The organism is Arthrobacter sp. PM3, assembly GCF_003352915.1.
Lineage (GTDB): Bacteria > Actinomycetota > Actinomycetes > Actinomycetales > Micrococcaceae > Arthrobacter.
In genome coordinates this window covers 1,855,264-1,870,113 of the sequence record NZ_CP022314.1, presented here as the reverse complement: position 1 = coordinate 1,870,113, position 14,850 = coordinate 1,855,264, and the positions used below count along the sequence as shown (strand labels likewise).

Below are 14,850 nucleotides of genomic sequence, written 5' to 3'. Positions count from 1 at the left end.
ATTGACCTACTGTCCCGCGCTGGCGGACTCGATGGACTTCTGCATGTCGGACAGGGCCGCGTCTACGGTCTTCTCACCCTTGATGGCGGAGTAGGCGTTTTCCTGGATGGCCTTGGTCACGGCCGGGTAGAACGGTGTGACCGGACGCGGGACCGCGTTCGCGATCGAGGTCTTCAGCACCGGCAGGTACGGCAGCTTGGCGACGAGCTCCTGGTCATCGTAGAGCTTCCCGAGCACCGGAGCGAGGGAACCCTGCGTGGCGAAGAACTTCTGGTTCTCTTCCGAAGTGAGGAACTTCAGGAAGTCCAGCGCCGTGGCCTTGTTCTTCGAGTACACGCTGATCGCGGCGCTGTGCCCGCCCAGGGACGAGGCGCCCGGGCCGTCCTTGCCCGGCAGGGCGGTCATGCCCAGGACGTCCTTGACCTTCGAGGAACCCTCAGTGGTGGCCAGGTTGTACACGTAGGGCCAGTTGCGCAGGAACAGCAGCTTGCCGTCCTGGAACGCCTGGCGGCTCTCCTCCTCCTGGAACGTGATCGCCTCCTTCGGGATGCTGCCGTCGGCGTAGGCCTTGGTCAGATTCGCCAGGCCGGCCTTCGCTTCCGCGGTCAGCAGGCTGGGCTTGCCGTTGGCATCCAGCACGGCGCCGCCGGCGGAGTTGATCGCCTCGGACGCGTTGACCGTCAGGCCCTCGTACTTCTTGAACTGGCCCGAGTAGCAGCCCATGTTGTTGGCCTTNGCNACCGAGCACATGCCCATCATCTCGTCCCAGGTCTTCGGGGGCGTCGGCACCAGATCCTTGCGGTAGTACAGGATGCCGCCGTCGGAGGAGACCGGCGCCGCGTACAGCGTGCCCTTGTAGGAGGCGGCGTCAACGGTCGGCTTGAGCATGGCCGAGGTGTCGAGCGCGGCCTTGTCCTTCAGCGGCTGCAGCCAGCCCTTGGCGGCGAATTCGGCGGTCCAGACAACGTCAACACTGGCCACGTCGTAACCGGCGTCCTTGGCCTGGAAGTGCTGGACGAGATCATCGTGCTGCTGATCGGCCTGGTCCGTCTGCTCCTTGAAGGTGACCTTCTCGTTCGGGTGCGCGGCGTTCCACTTCTCAATCAGCGGGCGGACCACGTTGCTGTTGTCCTTGCCCTGGACATACGTGATCGGGCCACGGCCATCGAGGCCCTGCGAAGCGGCGTCGCCGCCGCCGGTGGTGCCGCCACCTCCGCCGCCACAGGCCGAAAGGGTGAGGGCCAAAATGCCTGCTGTGGCGACGGGAAGTAGGAAGTTGCGGGTTTTCATACTGGAGTGCTCCTCGCTGAGTACCGGTGAAAAACGGCCATACAGTTGGTGTGTCGCCCATCACAGTAGCCAACATGCAGCGAGGAATGCAAGCGCTTACATCAAATCTTTACACAAATTAGACAGTTGGCTTATTAAACGGCCGGCGCGGCCGCCCTCCGGTTGCGTCTAGCGGACGCGTTCGGCCCGGCCGAACCGCGACCGTGTTCCGGACCCGATATGGATCAGGACCGGGGTGCGTTTGCCGATGACGACGTCGAGGGCCTCCACGAGCGCGGAGATTTCGGCGGCGAGCGCATGCGGGGCGACGCCCTGGCGCGGCTCCACCCGGATTTTCAGGGCAGGTTCCCCGCGGACCTCATAGGTGGCCACAGTGACGCCGGCCAGGTCCGGCCGGTCGGCAAGGGCCGCACGCAAGGCCTGCTCCGGCACACCGCCGCCGATCCCGATGGTGCCCGGCACGCCGCCGGGGTCCTCCTCCGTGACGATCAGGCTGGTCCGGCCTTTGCCTTGCTGTGCAATCCACGCGACCATCAAGGCAAGAACCAGCACCTGCGCGAGGCAGATCACCAGCCACAGCCAGCTGCCCGGCCGGCCCGGATACTGCGTCCGCTCAAACAGATCGAGCCAGTAGCTCAGCACCCCGCCTGCCCAGATGTGCCACCAGACACCGACGGCGGGGACGGTCGCCAGCAGTATCAGGAGGACGCCGATGGCGATCAGTGCGAGGCCGAGGAGGCCGATCAGGATGCGGTTGAGCACCCGGGGAGTGCTGGTCATGCTCCCACCACCCCTGCCGTGGCAACGTTGATCCGCACGTCCGGAGTGGGCGTGGGACCCATATCCTGCAGCTCCCTGCGCACGGCCTCCAGGACTGCGTCCGGGCGCAGCGGCACACCGGAGGTCGGCCGGACATTGACCACCACCCGGTTCCGCGACACCACCACCATCACCTGGCCCTGGGTCACATTGGCGGCCAGCCGTGCCCGGCGGGCCAGGGCCGCGGCCATCACCTCGTCGTCCACCACGACGGCGGCCCGGCGGTCCGGGAGCAGGTGGCGGGCCCGCCGTCCCGGTAGGACTGCGTTGAGGAAGAAGAACACTCCGGCCGCGGCCACCACCGCGCCCGAGACGCCGAGCAGAAGCGGCGTGACACCGGCCGGGAGGGCGACGACCCGCTCGGCCGCGGTCTGCGGATCCACCAGCCATGGCGGCTGTCCGATCGCCCGGACCGCGGTCTCCAGCAAGGCGTAGCCGAACACCAGCATGATCAGGGCGGCGGCGATCACGGACACGACGGCCCTGGATGAATGTGTCTCCCGCCGGAGGATCCGCGCCATCCCGGCCGAGCCGGAATCCGGCGGTGCCTCCGGCGGTACCGCGCCGGGCGGCACTGCACCGCCGTCGAGCGGACTCCCGTCGGACGGGCCGGGAGCGGCACTGGGGTTCCACGTATCCTGGCTCACCGTACCCGACCTCCGCCGTGGACGATGGCCCCGCTGATCCGGACATCCACGCGGCTCAGCTGTGCCCCGGTCAGATCGGTGACCCGGTGCAGGATCTCGGCCTTGGCCGTGACGGCACGGTCCCAGATGGACCCGCCGAAACCCGCCACCCGTGCCGGGTCCCGGAGAACTTCCGTGAGGGGCGGGATGGCGACGGGGGTGACCAGCGAGAGGGCCAGCAGGCCGGCGTCGTCAGACCACTGCGCGCGCACGTCCTGCGCTGGCACGCCGAGTGCCTCGCCCGCGGCAGCCCGCGCCACGCTTGTCAGGGCCTGCGTGCTGATGCGGGTGTGCCCGGCCATCGCGTCACGGCGGACCGGAACCCCGGCCGTGACGCTCATGAGGAGGAACGCCGGCCGGTGAGGGCGTCAAACACGCTGCGCAGGTCCAGTTTCCCCTCCGCGGCCCGGCCCAGGAGCGCACCGATGCCCATGAAGAACAGGGCGCCGAGGAAGCCCCAGGCACCGAACTGGAAGGACATGAACGCCACGAAGGCGCCAGCTGCGATTCCCACTACCGTCAGGTTCATTGGATTGCCTCCTTTGCGGGCCGCCCGTCGCCGGGTGTGGCGGTTTTGGCGGGGCCGGGCACGTAGACGTCGTTGATCTCGATGTTTACCTCGATCACTTCAAGTCCGACGAGTTCCTCGACGGCGGCATAGACCGCGGCGCGGATCTGCTCCGCGAGGGCGTGCAAGGCGGTGCCGTAGACCGCGACGAGGTCGATATCCACGGCGACCTGCGTTTCGCCGACCTCCACGTGGACTCCGGCCGCGTGATCGACGCTGCCGACGGCGTCGCGGATGGCCCCCAGCGCCCGCGAGGGGCCGGTTCCCAGCGAGTAGACGCCCGGTACCGAGCGGGCGGCGATGCCCGCTACCTTGGCGATGGCGGCTTCGGAAATGACCGTGCGGCCGCTGCCGGCCGGGGCGGTTGCGGGTGGTGCGGCCACGTGGGCGTGCAGCCCGTCCGCGGGACGGGCCACGGGACTCGCCGCGGGACCGGTCACAAGGCCGGGTCCAGGTCCGGGCCCCGGGCCGGCCGCGGGACCCGCAGCGGGTTGAGAATTCTGGTATTCCATGAAGCGCTCCCCCTTCTCTTTGACACAACCCTAGTCCCTGCCCCCGCAACGCGCCCGTTCGGGACCATACGGGCCACCCTGGCCCGTGAAGTCGGGTCAGCAGTGGGACTGCAGCCAGGCGTCGATGGGGGCGATCGCTTGGTCAAACTCTTCGGCGTTGAACTTTGTGTAGTCCGGCCCGGCGGCTTCGGCGATGGATTTCAGCTTGTCGATGGGGTCCTTGAGCTCGGGCGGCACCTTGTCCTGCAGCTGCTCCAGGGCGGACCGCGCCCTTTCCGCCACGGCCGCGTCCTGCCCGGCGGCCGCCGCGATCGGCAGCGCCATCACGGACAACACGGTGGCACTCACAGCGGCACAGGCCTCAACGACACTGCCGAACCCGCCCAGCCCGCCTCCGGCCGACGCGTCGGGCCCGGCGGAGGCTGTGCCGGAGTAGCTTGCGGACGGGGTGGCCTGAGTGGGTGCGGCGGCCGCCGGGGATGACGGTGACGTTGAGAACGGCGAAATGGAGGACGGCGCCGGCCCGGCAGACCCGGAGCAGCCGGTCAGGGCCGGAATGAGGCCCAGCAGCAGGATCAGGGCCGGGGCCGCGGTTGCCCTGGCCACGGGCGGCCGGACGGCTGCCCGGGCGGCGCCACGATGCTGGCGTGTCTTCTCTCGCATGGCTGCCCTCCGGGATCCGAGGTGTTCCGGCAGGCACAGGGTACTGCCGGAACCCCTCGGCCGGATAGGGCCGGGAGGGCTATTTGCAGTTGGTGGCGAGCCAATTCGTGACCGGCGCCATGGCGGCCTGGAGCTTGCCGCTGGAGAAGACCGTCTGGTCGGTGATGCCTGCGATCGCCACGTCCTTAAGGTGGGCGAAGTCGGCCTTCAGGCTGTCCGGGGCGCGGTCCGCGGTCGCCGCGAGGTCGGCTTTGGCCTGTTCCAGTTCCGCCGTCTTGCCCTGGGCAGCCGACATCGGCAGCAGGGTGGCGCCGGTGGCCTGCTCCCTGATGGTGCTGCAGGCCTCGGCGGCGCTGTCGAAGCCGCCGAACGGCCCGGAGGTTTCGCTGGGGCTTGGGGTGGCGGCGGAGGCTTCCGCTGGGGCGGCCGCGGACGACGGCGCGCTTGCGGCCTGCGGTGCCGAGCACCCGGCGAGGGCCAGGGAGGTGAAGAGGGCGGTCGCGGTCAGGGCTCGGGCAATATTCTTTGAAGTCACGTCTGCAGAATCACTTTTCGGTTGAGATTGCGCCGCCCGCCCGGAGGGGGCTGCCGGCGGCCTTGGCGTTCTTTCCCCAGCCTGCGAGTCTAGCCCGGCCCGCGCGTCGGGCCCCAACCCGGGAACCCCGCCGGCGTCGGTTGCTCCAACCCGATCGCCGCCGCTCGCCGAACGGGGCGTCTTTGAACGCCAAACCGGCCCCTTGGAGCCAATTTTCTCGGCGTGTCCGTGTCAAAGTGCCCCCGGACCGCATCCACGGGACGATGCCCCGGGCCCGGGTTGAAAGTTAAAGGAGAAAAGCACCAGTTCGCGTTCGAACTGATGCTTCCCAGTGGTGGCTCCGACCGGCGTCGATCCGGTGACCTTTCGATTTTCAGTCGAACGCTCTACCAACTGAGCTACAGAGCCTAGGTGACGTGTCACCATGACAGCCGGAATTTCTTCTGGCAATCAGAGCGACCCTGACGGGACTTGAACCCGCGACCTCCGCCGTGACAGGGCGGCGCGCTAACCAACTGCGCTACAGGGCCTTGCGTGTACTGCATGTTTCTTGCTGTTCGCGGTATCGCTACCGCGGTTTTTCAAGGCTTTTAGCCTACCAGACTTTTCCAGCCGGTTTGACCACTTCCTTGCGTACCCCCAACGGGATTCGAACCCGTGCCGCCGCCGTGAAAGGGCGGTGTCCTAGGCCGCTAGACGATGGGGGCCAGAACGCAATCCGACTGAACTCTTCCGGACAAAAATTAAGGGCCGAAGCCTTTCGTCTTTGCCCTTTCGGGTTCCTCCGAACTGGACCTATAAAACTATAGGGCCTACCTCCGGATATTCCAAAATCGGCCCGGAGGGCCCGGAATACCGCTCCCGATCACGTCAGAAGGAGCACGGCCAGGGCGACCATGACGACGGCGATGCCGGCGTCGAGCACCCGCCAGGCCGTTTTCCGCCGGAACAGGGACGTGAGGAAACGCGCCCCGACTCCGAGGGCGGTGAACCAGGCGACACTCCCCAGCCCGGCCCCGGCGGCAAACCACCAGCGGCCGGTTTCGCCCTGGGCGGCGGCGAGCGAGCCGAGCAGCAGGACCGTGTCGAGGTAGACGTGGGGGTTCAGCCAGGTGAAAGCAAGGCATGTCGCCAGCACGGCGGCCCGGCCAACCGCCGGCTGCTCGCCCGGATGGTCCATCTGCTCCCCCCGCACCGCACGCCAGCCCGCAAGCATGCCGTAAGCGAGCAGGAAGGCGGCGCCGGCCCAGCGGATGACGACGAGGGCGGCGGGCGCGCGGTCGATGAGGATGCCGACGCCGGCGACGCCGAGCAGGATCAGCACGAGGTCCGACGCCGCACAGACCGCCACCACCATGGCGACGTGCGAGCGCCGGATGCCCTGGCGGAGGACAAAGGCGTTCTGCGCGCCGATGGCGACGATGAGCGACAGGCCGGCGGAGAGGCCGGAGAACAGGGGAAGGATCACCCTTCCACGGTAGGATTCCCCGCCACATGAAACCAGTTAAAGAATTTGCGGATACATAAAATGAACTAATGATCGACATTCAGCCCGAACAGGCCCGGACACTGGCCGCCATCGTCACGCACGGGAGCTTTGACGCCGCGGCCGCGCACCTGTCCGTCACTCCCTCGGCCATCAGCCAGCGGATCCGCGCCCTGGAGACCGCCGTCGGCAGGCCGGTCCTGACCAGGGGCCGGCCGGTTGAGCTCACGGAGGCGGGCCAGGCCGTGGTGCGGTTCGCCCGGCAGTTGGAGCTGCTCTCCGCAGACCTCGCCGACGAGCTCCGCCCGGAGGAACCCGCCGGGCGGCCGCGCCTGACTCTGGTGATCAACAGCGATTCGTTGCACACCTGGGCACTGGACGGGCTGGCGGCCGCCAGCGACACCGTCCAGCTGGAGATCCTGCGCGAGGACCAGGAGCACTCGCTGGAGCTCCTGCGCGCCGGCGCCGCGGCGGCCGCGATCACAGCGACGGCGGCGCCCGTGCCCGGCTGTTCGTCCCGCAAGCTGGGCACCATGCGCTACCTGCCCGTGTGCGCGCCCGGCTTTGCCCGCCGCTGGTTTGAGTCCGGCGTGAGCGCGGCAGCCCTGGCCAGCGCGCCGGTGATCGTCTACGACCGCAAGGACGACCTGCAGGACCGCTGGCTGCGCCGCTTCGGCCGCGTCCTGGCGCAGGCACCACGTCACTACGTGCCGGCCGCCCAGGAATTCGGCGATGCGATCCGGCACGGCATGGGCTGGGGCATGATGCCGGAGATCGAGCTCGGGGACGATCTTGACGGCGGGATGCTCGAGACGCTGGCGCCGGGCGCCCATGTGGACGTCGCGCTGTACTGGCAGCAATGGCGGCGTGGCTCGGCGGCGCTGACGGACATTGCGGCTGCCATCCAGGCGGCGGCACGCGTCCTGCGCTGAGCAGGTTCGGAATGTTGGCAGGATCTCGACTAGACGTGACCGATTCCCGCCAGCCGGGAGGTCGCGGCAAGGGTTAGATTGACAGCATGGCTACCACCGCCGCATCCGGCCCCACCCCGTCCGCAGGCCCCCACGAAGGGTCTCCGCACGCCGCCCCCGCATCCGCCCCGCAACCCGCACCGGCCGTCCCCGGACAGCCGTCCGGCATCAGCAAAGCCGGCATCGCCGCCGTCGTCGTCACCGTGGTGCTCTGGGCGTCCGCGTTCGTCGGCATCCGGGCCGTGGGTCCGAGCTTCTCCCCCGGTGCCCTGACGCTCGGCCGGCTGGCGGTCGCCGCCGTCGCGCTGGGCATCCTGGTGCTCCCGAAACTGCGGGGGCTGCCCCGCGGCCGTGAGTGGTGGCCCATCCTGGCCTACGGCGTCATGTGGTTCGGCGGCTACAACGTGGCCCTGAACGCGGCCGAACACATGCTCGACGCCGGCACCGCCGCCCTGCTGATCAACGTCAACCCCATCCTGGTCGCCGTGATGGCCGGGATCATCCTCAAGGAGGGCTTCCCGCGCTGGCTGATCATCGGCAGCCTGATTGCGTTCGCCGGAGTTGCCATGATCGCCCTTGGCTCCGGCCAAAGGTCGACGGCGGACGTGGCCGGCGTGCTGCTTTGCCTGCTGGCGGCCGCGCTGGCCGCGGTAAGCGTGATCGTGCAGAAACCGGTGCTGCGGAAGTTCCCGGCGGCGCAGGCCACCTGGTTCGGCATCATGGTGGGCGCGCTCTGCTGCCTGCCGTTCACCGGCCAGCTGGCCACCGAGCTGCAGGCCGCTCCCCTGCCGGCGACCCTGGGGCTGGTGTACCTGGGCGTCTTCCCCACGGCGATCGCCTTCACCACGTGGGCCTACGCGCTTTCCCTCATTGACGCCGGGCGGCTCGCCGCGACCACGTATCTGGTCCCGGGCACCACGATCCTGATCTCGTGGCTGGTGCTGGGCGAGATTCCGACCGTCTGGGGGCTGGTGGGCGGCGTCATCTGCCTGGTGGGCGTAGGGCTGACGCGGCGCCGGTCCCGCTAGAGTTTCCCTATGCCTGAGTCTCTTCCGCCCGGCCTGCCGATCGTTCCCGACGGCGGGGACGACGCGGACCATCAGGGCGGCTCCGGACCGTTTCCGATGTCGGAGGCCGACTTCGAGGCCGCCGTCAGCGACGCCCTCGACCGGATCCCGCCGGAACTGGCCAACACCATGAGCAATGTCGCGATCTTCATCGAAGACGACTACATTCCGCAGCCCGGGGAGGACCCGGACACGGTCCTGCTGGGACTCTATGAAGGGGTTCCGCTGACCGAGCGGGACTCCTGGTGGGATGCCGGTTCCCTGCCGGACCGGATCACGATCTACCGCCAGCCCATCCTGGACATCTGCGCGTCGCGCGAGGATGTGATCGAGGAAGTCTCCGTGACTGTGGTGCATGAGATCGCCCACCACTTCGGCATCAGCGACGACCGCCTCCACGAGCTTGGCTGGGGCTAGCCTTAGAGGCATGGGTCACGACCACAGCCACACGCACGGGATCACCGCCACCGCCAAGCACCGCAAGCGCCTGATCGCCGTCCTGGCCATCACCCTCTCCGTGGTGCTCGTGCAGACGGTTGGCGCCCTGGTCTCCGGGTCCCTGGCACTGCTCGCCGACGCCGGGCACATGCTCTCGGACGCCGCCGGCGTCTTCATCGCCCTGCTGGCCGCCTGGATCGCCGCCCGGCCGGCCAGCGACCAGCGCACTTACGGATACCAGCGCGCGGAGGTCCTGGCGGCGCTGGCCAATGCCCTGGTCCTGATGGTCATCTCGGTGTTCATCTTCACGGAAGCGATCCGCCGGCTCGGCACAGCCCCGGAGGTCCACACGGACGTCATGCTTTTTGCCGCCGTCCTTGGCGCCCTGGCCAACCTCGTCTCCCTGCTGATACTGCGCGGCGCCCAAAAGGAAAGCCTCAACGTCCGCGGCGCCTACCTCGAGGTCCTGGGCGACCTGCTGGGGTCCTTCGCCGTCATCGCGGCCGCCGTGGTCATCATGGTCACCGGGTTCCAGGCGGCGGACACGATCGCGTCGATCCTCATCGCCGTCATGATCCTGCCCCGGGCCTGGCACCTGCTGCGCGACGTGGTGGACGTGCTCCTTGAGGCGACGCCCAAGGGCGTGGATGTCCAGATGATCCGCGAACACATCCTGGCGGTGGAGGGCGTGGTGTCCGTGCACGACATCCACATCTGGACCATCACCTCCGGCGTCCCGGTGTTCTCCGCGCACGTGGTGGTGCAGGATGCGGCGCTCAGCGCCCGCGGCGCCGACCGGGTCCTGGACAAGCTCACCACATGCCTGGGCTCCCACTTCGACACCGAACACTGCACGTTCCAGCTGGAGCCGGCCACGCATTCGGAGCACGAAGCCCACCAGCACGCCTGAGCAGCGCCCCCGGGACATCCTTCCGACACACCTGGCTCTGGCGCGCCCAAATGACACCAATGTTGTTTATGTTATTGGTGTGACTCGTGTTGCCAAAGTGGTCTTTGGCACGTAGCCTCATGCCTGCTGGGTGATCCGCAGAGGGGCTCTACTTAACGCGCCAACATCCGACCTCGCTCATTCCAGCCTGAGACTTCAGCGAGGTTGCCCATGAGCTGGACCGGATCCGGTCGCAAGGCGGCTGTGCTGTGCACCGCCGTCGTCCTCCTGGGAACACTCGCCTTCCCGGCGCAGGCCGCGCCGCCCTCCCCCGCCCAACGCGGCGCCCAAGCGCCCGCCGTCCGGGTCCCGGCGTCGCCGGAGATCCCCTCGCCGGAGGAGATCGCCGCCGCCAAGTCCAGCGAAAGCGCGACGGCGGCAGAGGTCACCAGGATTGACGGCCTCCTGGCCGATGCGTCGGCGGCACAGGAAGCCAGCCTTGGCGCGTCGCTGCAGGCAAACAATGCGTACGGCGAGGCCCTGGTGGAACTCGGCACGCGGCGCGACGCGGCGGCCGTGGCGGCTGCCAAGGCCGCCGCCGCTGCGGCGGAGAAGGCCAAGACCCGCAAGCAGCTGGGCCAGCTCGCCGGGGATCTGTACCGCAACGGCGGCCTCAATCCCGCCCTCAGCAGTTTTGTCAGCGGCACCGGACAGCCGCTCGAAGACGCCGCCACCCTGGAGGCCGTTACGGCCGGACGTGCCCGGGCGTTCCAGTCGGCGGAAACCGCGGCCGCCGCCGCGAAGTCGCTGACCGATGCCGCGGCCGAGGCCACCCGTGCCGCCGACGAGGCGGCCGCGACGGCCGAAGCCCGCAAGAACGATGCCGACCGGGCCGCAGCGGCCCAGCGCCAGGTGGTGGCTGACGCCAAGGCCCAGCGGACCGCGCTGGTGGACCAGCTGGCAAGCCTCAGGAACACCACGGCGGCACTGGAATCGGCCCGGGTGGACGCCCTGGACCGGCAGCGCCAGGAGGAACGGCTCGCGGCCCTGACCGCGGCCGCAGGGACCGCCCCGCAACCTGCTGCCGGTCCGCAGCCTGCCTCCGGTTCACGGCCCGCCGCGGACGCGCCGGCAGGTGGCGGTGCGCCTGCATCAGAACCGGCCGCCCAGCAGCCCCAACGCCAGGATCCTGCCCCCGCCGAAGCACAACCGGCTCCGGCGCCCGCGCCGGAACCCGCCCCCGCACCGGCTCCCGAACCCGCGCCGGCGCCGGTTCCGGTCCCTGCGCCGGTCCCTGTGCCTGTTCCAGTCCCCGTGCCGGCCCCGGTTCCAGTGCCGGGCGGGTCAAACCAGACGGCCATTTCGGTCGCGCTGGGCAAGACCGGCTCGCCGCACTTCTACCAGTACGGCGGCACCGGCGCTCTCGGGTTTGACTGCTCGGGCCTGGTGCAGAACGCGTTTGCGGCCGCCGGGAAGTTCCTGCCCCGCACGGCCTCCCAGCAGTTTGCGCAGGCTCCCGCCCACATCCCGCTGTCCCAGGCGCGTCCCGGGGATCTGCTCTTCTGGGGTTCCGCGCCCGGCTTCTACCACGTGGCCATCTACCTTGGCGGCGGCCGCGTGGTCCAGGCCCTCAACCCCGATGCCGGCATCACTGTGACCAGCCTGGCTGCGATGTCCGGGATGCAGCTGTATGGCTACGCCGCCCGCTACTAGGCGGCCGGCCCCCGTGCCAGTCCCCCGTGCTACGAGAGCACGTCCTTGGTGACGAACCTGCCGTAGGCCAGCGCCCCGAATACGGCGACGTAGCCGCACTGCAGGATCGCGTTGGCGGCGAAGGAGTCCCACGAGACCGGCTGGCGGAGGAGATCGCCAAAGTCCAGCCAGTAGTGGCTGAACAGCCAGGGATGCAGCCACTCGAGCTGCGGCAGCGCGTCCAGGACCTGCGCAACCACGGAGAGCACCACGGTGGCCGCCATCGCCCCGACCGGAACATCGGTCAGGGTCGAAACAAAGAGGCCGATCGCCGACAACCCAAGCAGGGAAAGCGATAAATAGGCGGCGATCAGCAGGAGCCGGACCAGGGCCTCCCCGGCGCCGATCGTGCCGCCGGATAGCAGGGGCACGGGCCCGACCGGGAAGAGCACCGCACCGATTCCGGCTCCGGTCAGGGCCACCATCAGCGGGGCGGCGACCACGAACACCGCCGCGCCGGCGTATTTGACGAACAGCAGCCGGATCCTCCCCGCGGGAGCCACGAGCAGGTAGCGCAGGGTGCCCTGCCCGGCCTCGCCTGCGATCGTGTCGCCTGCCACCACACCGACCGTCAGCGGTAGGAACAGCGGAACCGCGACCACCAGGGAGGTGACGCCCACAAACAGGCCGTTCTGGGAGATCCGGTCCAGGAACGCCGGGCCGCGGCCGGGCGGGACGGCGGAGGAGACCCTCACCGCTACGGCGATCAGGACCGGGATGGCTGCCAGCGCGCACAGCATGGCCCAGGTCCTGCGCCGCCTGAACAGCACCCCGACCTCGGACGCGACGAGCCCGCCGGTCAGGAACCGGCGCCGGTCCCCGACCGGCGTTCCGGCCGGCGGGACGGCCGGCGGGACTGCCGGCGGGACTGCCGGCGGCGCGCCCACCGCGGAACCGTTGTTGGACACCGGGCTGTCACTGGACAACATCGAACCCCTCCCCCGTGAGCGCCACGAAGCGGTCCTCGAGGCTGACCTGTTCGGTCGCGAAACCGCGGACGCGGACTCCCGCAGCCACGAGGGCCGCCACCACGGCTTCGGGCTGCACTGCGCCGGCTTCCACTGCGTCGGTCCCCCGCGGCGACCCCGCCGGTGCGGGCGCCGGCAACGGCGCAAAGAGGACCGCGTCCCTCCCGCCGGACGCGGCACCGGCGGGCCCGCCGCCGTCGGGAGTCACGCCGGCAGTCAGGCCCAGGCCGGCCAGCACGCGCGCCGCGGTGCCGGGGTCCGGCGTCAGAACGCGGATCCTGGCCTGGCCCGCCCGCCGCAGCTCGGCCAGGGTTCCCTGCGCCACCAGGCGTCCCGCGCTCATGATGGCAGCGTGCGTGCAGATCTGCTCCACTTCGGCGAGCAGGTGGCTGGAGACGAACACCGTGGCGCCATCGGCCGCGAGCGAGCGCACCAGGCTCCGCACTTCGCGGGTGCCCTGCGGGTCCAGGCCGTTGGTGGGCTCGTCCAGCACCAGGAGATCCCGCGGAGCCAGTAAGGCATTTGCGATGCCCAGCCGCTGCTTCATGCCCAGCGAATAGGCCCGGACCTTCTTGTCTTTGGCGTGCGTCAGGCCCACCCGCTCCAGGGCCGACGCGACCCGGGCCCGCCGCGTGGCGGCCCGGCCGTGGGGTGACGCGGCGTCCATCCGGTGCAGATTGGCGGCGCCGGAGAGGAAGGGGTAGAACGCAGGGCCCTCCACCAGGGCGCCGACCCGGGGCAGCACGTCGTTCAAGTTGCGCGGCATCTCCTCGCCCAGGATCCGCACGGTGCCGCCGGTGGGCGAGGCCAGGCCAAGCAGGAGCCGGATGGTGGTGGTCTTCCCGGAGCCGTTGGGGCCCAGGAAGCCGAACACGGCGCCTTTCGGCACGGCCAGGTCGACGCCGTCGACGGCGAGCTGGTGACCGAACCGCTTGGTCAGGCCCGCGGTCTCGATACTCAGCTCGGCCTGCGGCCGGGCGGCGCTCACTTCTGCGCGGCAGCGGCCTGGAGCCGCTCCAGTGGCACGGAACCGGCGAGGACCCGTCCGTCGTCGAGCACCAGAACGTTGACCAGCGCGGTGGACAGGAGCCGGCCGCCCTGGACCGGAACGGTGGCCTGCTGGAGCAGGTCGGCCGCGTCCGAGGCCTGGTTTGCCGTACCCGCCGGGAAGGCGACGACCGCATCCCAGCCGGTGCCGGTGACGGCAGGCTTGTGGCTGCCGTCCGTGGCCGGCGGCGTGGCCTGCCCTGTGCCGTCCCTGTGCCCGTCTTTATACCCTGTGCCGTCTTTATGCTCCGCGACGGGAATCTCCTTCACGGTGGCGCCCGGCGGCGGGCTGAACGTGAAGACGGACGGATCGGGGGCTGCGAGTGTCAGGCTCGTGTAGGCGACGCGGAAGGCGGGATCCGCCTGTCCGCGGGCCTTGACCTCAACGCCCAGCGGCAGCCCGGTCTCGCCGTCGACGGCCACCGCGATGGACGAGACGAGCGTCGTGTCGGACTTCGGCGTGACCATCAGGTTGTAGGCGGCCCGGCCGGCGACCTCGACGTCGGCGCCCACCGTCACGGCCGTGCTGGCGTCAATCTTGGCCAGGAGCTTTCCGGCGAACTGGTCCGGGGTGGCCGTGGCATCTGTGCCGCCGTGGCGCCCGGCGCGGCCGGCGGCGTCGGCCGGGAGCTGGGCGTGGGCCGCAGTGTTGTCCTTGGAGTTGTACAGCCACAGATCGCTGCCGTTGCGGATGGCGTCGCGTTCAGCCAGCCGGTCCAGGATCTGGATGCGGGCTTTATCCGGGCCGTCGCGGTAGACGCGCGCGGTGTGCGGTCCTGTCAGCAGTTCGAGCCAGGTGGCGGAGTCCGCGCCGGGCCCGGTCTTGGGGAGTTCGGGAAGGCCGAGCTCGGAGGACTGTTCCAGGGTTCCGGAGAAGGCCGGCACGCTGTGCCGGGCCATGAGTTGCAGCACCTGTTCGGGGGTCTTGGGCGGCAGCGGATCCCCGGCGCTGGCAGGCAGCGATCCTGCCAGAGCACCGGCGGCGACGACGGCAGGAACGGCCAGGGCGGGCAGCCAGCGCAGCCACTTGCGGGTCATCGTGACCGCGCTCCCCTGCAAGGTGCCCCGCTCATGGCGGGTCCACGGTGTGGCGCCTGAAGAATACGTGCTCCGGCTTTGCAGCTCATATGTCAACAGTACGCCTGGACCCGGGCGCCCG

The 14,850-nt window shown here is 69.7% G+C and carries 17 protein-coding genes and 3 tRNA genes; 5 read left to right on the top strand and 15 right to left on the bottom strand.

Going from position 1 to position 14,850, the window contains the following annotated elements:
* Positions 1–6: 6 nt before the first annotated feature.
* From CFN17_RS08710 to CFN17_RS08655, 12 genes are all read right to left on the bottom strand, one after another.
* Positions 7–1,290, bottom strand: a complete 1,284-nt coding sequence (locus tag CFN17_RS08710) for an ABC transporter substrate-binding protein (RefSeq protein ID WP_208751009.1) — start codon at positions 1,288–1,290, stop codon at positions 7–9.
* A gap of 168 nt (positions 1,291–1,458) precedes the next feature.
* Positions 1,459–2,070 (bottom strand): hypothetical protein, encoded by a 612-nt coding sequence (locus CFN17_RS08705; RefSeq protein WP_208751008.1) that lies wholly within the window; start codon positions 2,068–2,070, stop codon positions 1,459–1,461.
* Positions 2,067–2,630, bottom strand: a complete 564-nt coding sequence (locus CFN17_RS08700) for a DUF6286 domain-containing protein (protein WP_222612683.1) — start codon at positions 2,628–2,630, stop codon at positions 2,067–2,069. The genes CFN17_RS08705 and CFN17_RS08700 overlap by 4 nt, the downstream gene beginning before the upstream one ends.
* Before the next feature lie 122 nt (positions 2,631–2,752).
* Positions 2,753–3,136, bottom strand: coding sequence for a hypothetical protein (locus tag CFN17_RS08695; protein ID WP_208751007.1), 384 nt, complete (start codon positions 3,134–3,136; stop codon positions 2,753–2,755).
* Positions 3,133–3,324, bottom strand: a complete 192-nt coding sequence (locus CFN17_RS08690) for a hypothetical protein (protein WP_208751006.1) — start codon at positions 3,322–3,324, stop codon at positions 3,133–3,135. Before CFN17_RS08690 ends, CFN17_RS08695 begins: the two co-directional genes overlap by 4 nt.
* A complete protein-coding gene (locus CFN17_RS08685) occupies positions 3,321–3,875 on the bottom strand; it encodes an Asp23/Gls24 family envelope stress response protein (protein WP_208751005.1) in 555 nt (184 codons plus the stop codon). The genes CFN17_RS08690 and CFN17_RS08685 overlap by 4 nt, the downstream gene beginning before the upstream one ends.
* Positions 3,876–3,971: 96 nt before the next feature.
* Positions 3,972–4,538, bottom strand: coding sequence for a hypothetical protein (locus tag CFN17_RS08680; RefSeq protein WP_208751004.1), 567 nt, complete (start codon positions 4,536–4,538; stop codon positions 3,972–3,974).
* Between the two features lie 79 nt (positions 4,539–4,617).
* Entirely contained in the window at positions 4,618–5,073 is a 456-nt protein-coding gene (locus CFN17_RS08675; RefSeq protein ID WP_208751003.1) for a hypothetical protein, read from the bottom strand.
* A gap of 332 nt (positions 5,074–5,405) precedes the next feature.
* Positions 5,406–5,481: transfer RNA gene (locus CFN17_RS08670), tRNA-Phe, on the bottom strand.
* A 48-nt stretch (positions 5,482–5,529) separates the two neighbouring features.
* Positions 5,530–5,603, bottom strand: a tRNA-Asp gene (locus CFN17_RS08665).
* 104 nt (positions 5,604–5,707) lie between these two features.
* Positions 5,708–5,780 (bottom strand) — tRNA-Glu (locus tag CFN17_RS08660).
* A 158-nt stretch (positions 5,781–5,938) separates the two neighbouring features.
* On the bottom strand, positions 5,939–6,541 hold the full coding sequence (locus tag CFN17_RS08655) for a LysE/ArgO family amino acid transporter (protein ID WP_208751002.1): 603 nt from the start codon (positions 6,539–6,541) through the stop codon (positions 5,939–5,941).
* Positions 6,542–6,609: 68 nt separating this feature from the next.
* Between CFN17_RS08655 and CFN17_RS08650 the strand changes: the two genes are divergently transcribed.
* The 5 genes from CFN17_RS08650 to CFN17_RS08630 all read left to right on the top strand — a co-directional run bounded on the left by CFN17_RS08650 (position 6,610) and on the right by CFN17_RS08630 (position 11,637).
* Complete coding sequence (locus tag CFN17_RS08650; protein ID WP_208751001.1) at positions 6,610–7,491, top strand: ArgP/LysG family DNA-binding transcriptional regulator; 882 nt, start codon at positions 6,610–6,612, stop codon at positions 7,489–7,491.
* 86 nt (positions 7,492–7,577) lie between these two features.
* A complete protein-coding gene (locus CFN17_RS08645) occupies positions 7,578–8,558 on the top strand; it encodes a DMT family transporter (protein ID WP_208751000.1) in 981 nt (326 codons plus the stop codon).
* Between the two features lie 9 nt (positions 8,559–8,567).
* Complete coding sequence (locus CFN17_RS08640) at positions 8,568–9,014, top strand: metallopeptidase family protein (RefSeq protein WP_208750999.1); 447 nt, start codon at positions 8,568–8,570, stop codon at positions 9,012–9,014.
* 10 nt (positions 9,015–9,024) lie between these two features.
* Positions 9,025–9,945: a cation diffusion facilitator family transporter gene (locus tag CFN17_RS08635; protein ID WP_208750998.1), complete on the top strand. Its 921-nt coding sequence runs from the start codon at positions 9,025–9,027 to the stop codon at positions 9,943–9,945.
* Between the two features lie 210 nt (positions 9,946–10,155).
* Positions 10,156–11,637, top strand: coding sequence for a C40 family peptidase (locus tag CFN17_RS08630; RefSeq protein WP_208750997.1), 1,482 nt, complete (start codon positions 10,156–10,158; stop codon positions 11,635–11,637).
* Between the two features lie 29 nt (positions 11,638–11,666).
* Here the strand turns inward: CFN17_RS08630 and CFN17_RS08625 are convergent, their stop codons facing one another.
* From CFN17_RS08625 to CFN17_RS08615, 3 genes are read right to left on the bottom strand one after another with little or no spacing between them, the layout of a single operon-like run.
* Positions 11,667–12,605 carry an ABC transporter permease gene (locus CFN17_RS08625; protein WP_208750996.1) on the bottom strand — a complete coding sequence of 313 codons (939 nt, stop codon included), beginning with the start codon at positions 12,603–12,605 and terminating at the stop codon, positions 11,667–11,669.
* Entirely contained in the window at positions 12,592–13,632 is a 1,041-nt protein-coding gene (locus CFN17_RS08620; RefSeq protein ID WP_208750995.1) for an ABC transporter ATP-binding protein, read from the bottom strand. The genes CFN17_RS08625 and CFN17_RS08620 overlap by 14 nt, the downstream gene beginning before the upstream one ends.
* The gene (locus tag CFN17_RS08615) at positions 13,629–14,729 is read right to left on the bottom strand and encodes a hypothetical protein (protein WP_208750994.1); all 1,101 of its coding nucleotides are present in this window, start codon (positions 14,727–14,729) and stop codon (positions 13,629–13,631) included. Before CFN17_RS08615 ends, CFN17_RS08620 begins: the two co-directional genes overlap by 4 nt.
* Between the last annotated feature and the right edge of the window lie 121 nt (positions 14,730–14,850).

Excerpts from the sequence above, each read along its gene's own strand:
- CFN17_RS08650 (WP_208751001.1), top strand. The coding sequence starts at position 6,610 with ATGATCGACATTCAGCCCGAACAGGCCCGGACACTGGCCGCCATCGTC.
- CFN17_RS08705 (WP_208751008.1), bottom strand. The coding sequence starts at position 2,070 with ATGACCAGCACTCCCCGGGTGCTCAACCGCATCCTGATCGGCCTCCTC.
- CFN17_RS08625 (WP_208750996.1), bottom strand. The coding sequence starts at position 12,605 with ATGTTGTCCAGTGACAGCCCGGTGTCCAACAACGGTTCCGCGGTGGGC.
- CFN17_RS08640 (WP_208750999.1), top strand. The coding sequence starts at position 8,568 with ATGCCTGAGTCTCTTCCGCCCGGCCTGCCGATCGTTCCCGACGGCGGG.
- CFN17_RS08685 (WP_208751005.1), bottom strand. The coding sequence starts at position 3,875 with ATGGAATACCAGAATTCTCAACCCGCTGCGGGTCCCGCGGCCGGCCCG.
- CFN17_RS08680 (WP_208751004.1), bottom strand. The coding sequence starts at position 4,538 with ATGCGAGAGAAGACACGCCAGCATCGTGGCGCCGCCCGGGCAGCCGTC.
- CFN17_RS08695 (WP_208751007.1), bottom strand. The coding sequence starts at position 3,136 with ATGAGCGTCACGGCCGGGGTTCCGGTCCGCCGTGACGCGATGGCCGGG.
- CFN17_RS08635 (WP_208750998.1), top strand. The coding sequence starts at position 9,025 with ATGGGTCACGACCACAGCCACACGCACGGGATCACCGCCACCGCCAAG.
- CFN17_RS08690 (WP_208751006.1), bottom strand. The coding sequence starts at position 3,324 with ATGAACCTGACGGTAGTGGGAATCGCAGCTGGCGCCTTCGTGGCGTTC.
- CFN17_RS08615 (WP_208750994.1), bottom strand. The coding sequence starts at position 14,729 with ATGACCCGCAAGTGGCTGCGCTGGCTGCCCGCCCTGGCCGTTCCTGCC.
- CFN17_RS08645 (WP_208751000.1), top strand. The coding sequence starts at position 7,578 with ATGGCTACCACCGCCGCATCCGGCCCCACCCCGTCCGCAGGCCCCCAC.
- CFN17_RS08630 (WP_208750997.1), top strand. The coding sequence starts at position 10,156 with ATGAGCTGGACCGGATCCGGTCGCAAGGCGGCTGTGCTGTGCACCGCC.
- CFN17_RS08700 (WP_222612683.1), bottom strand. The coding sequence starts at position 2,630 with ATGGCGCGGATCCTCCGGCGGGAGACACATTCATCCAGGGCCGTCGTG.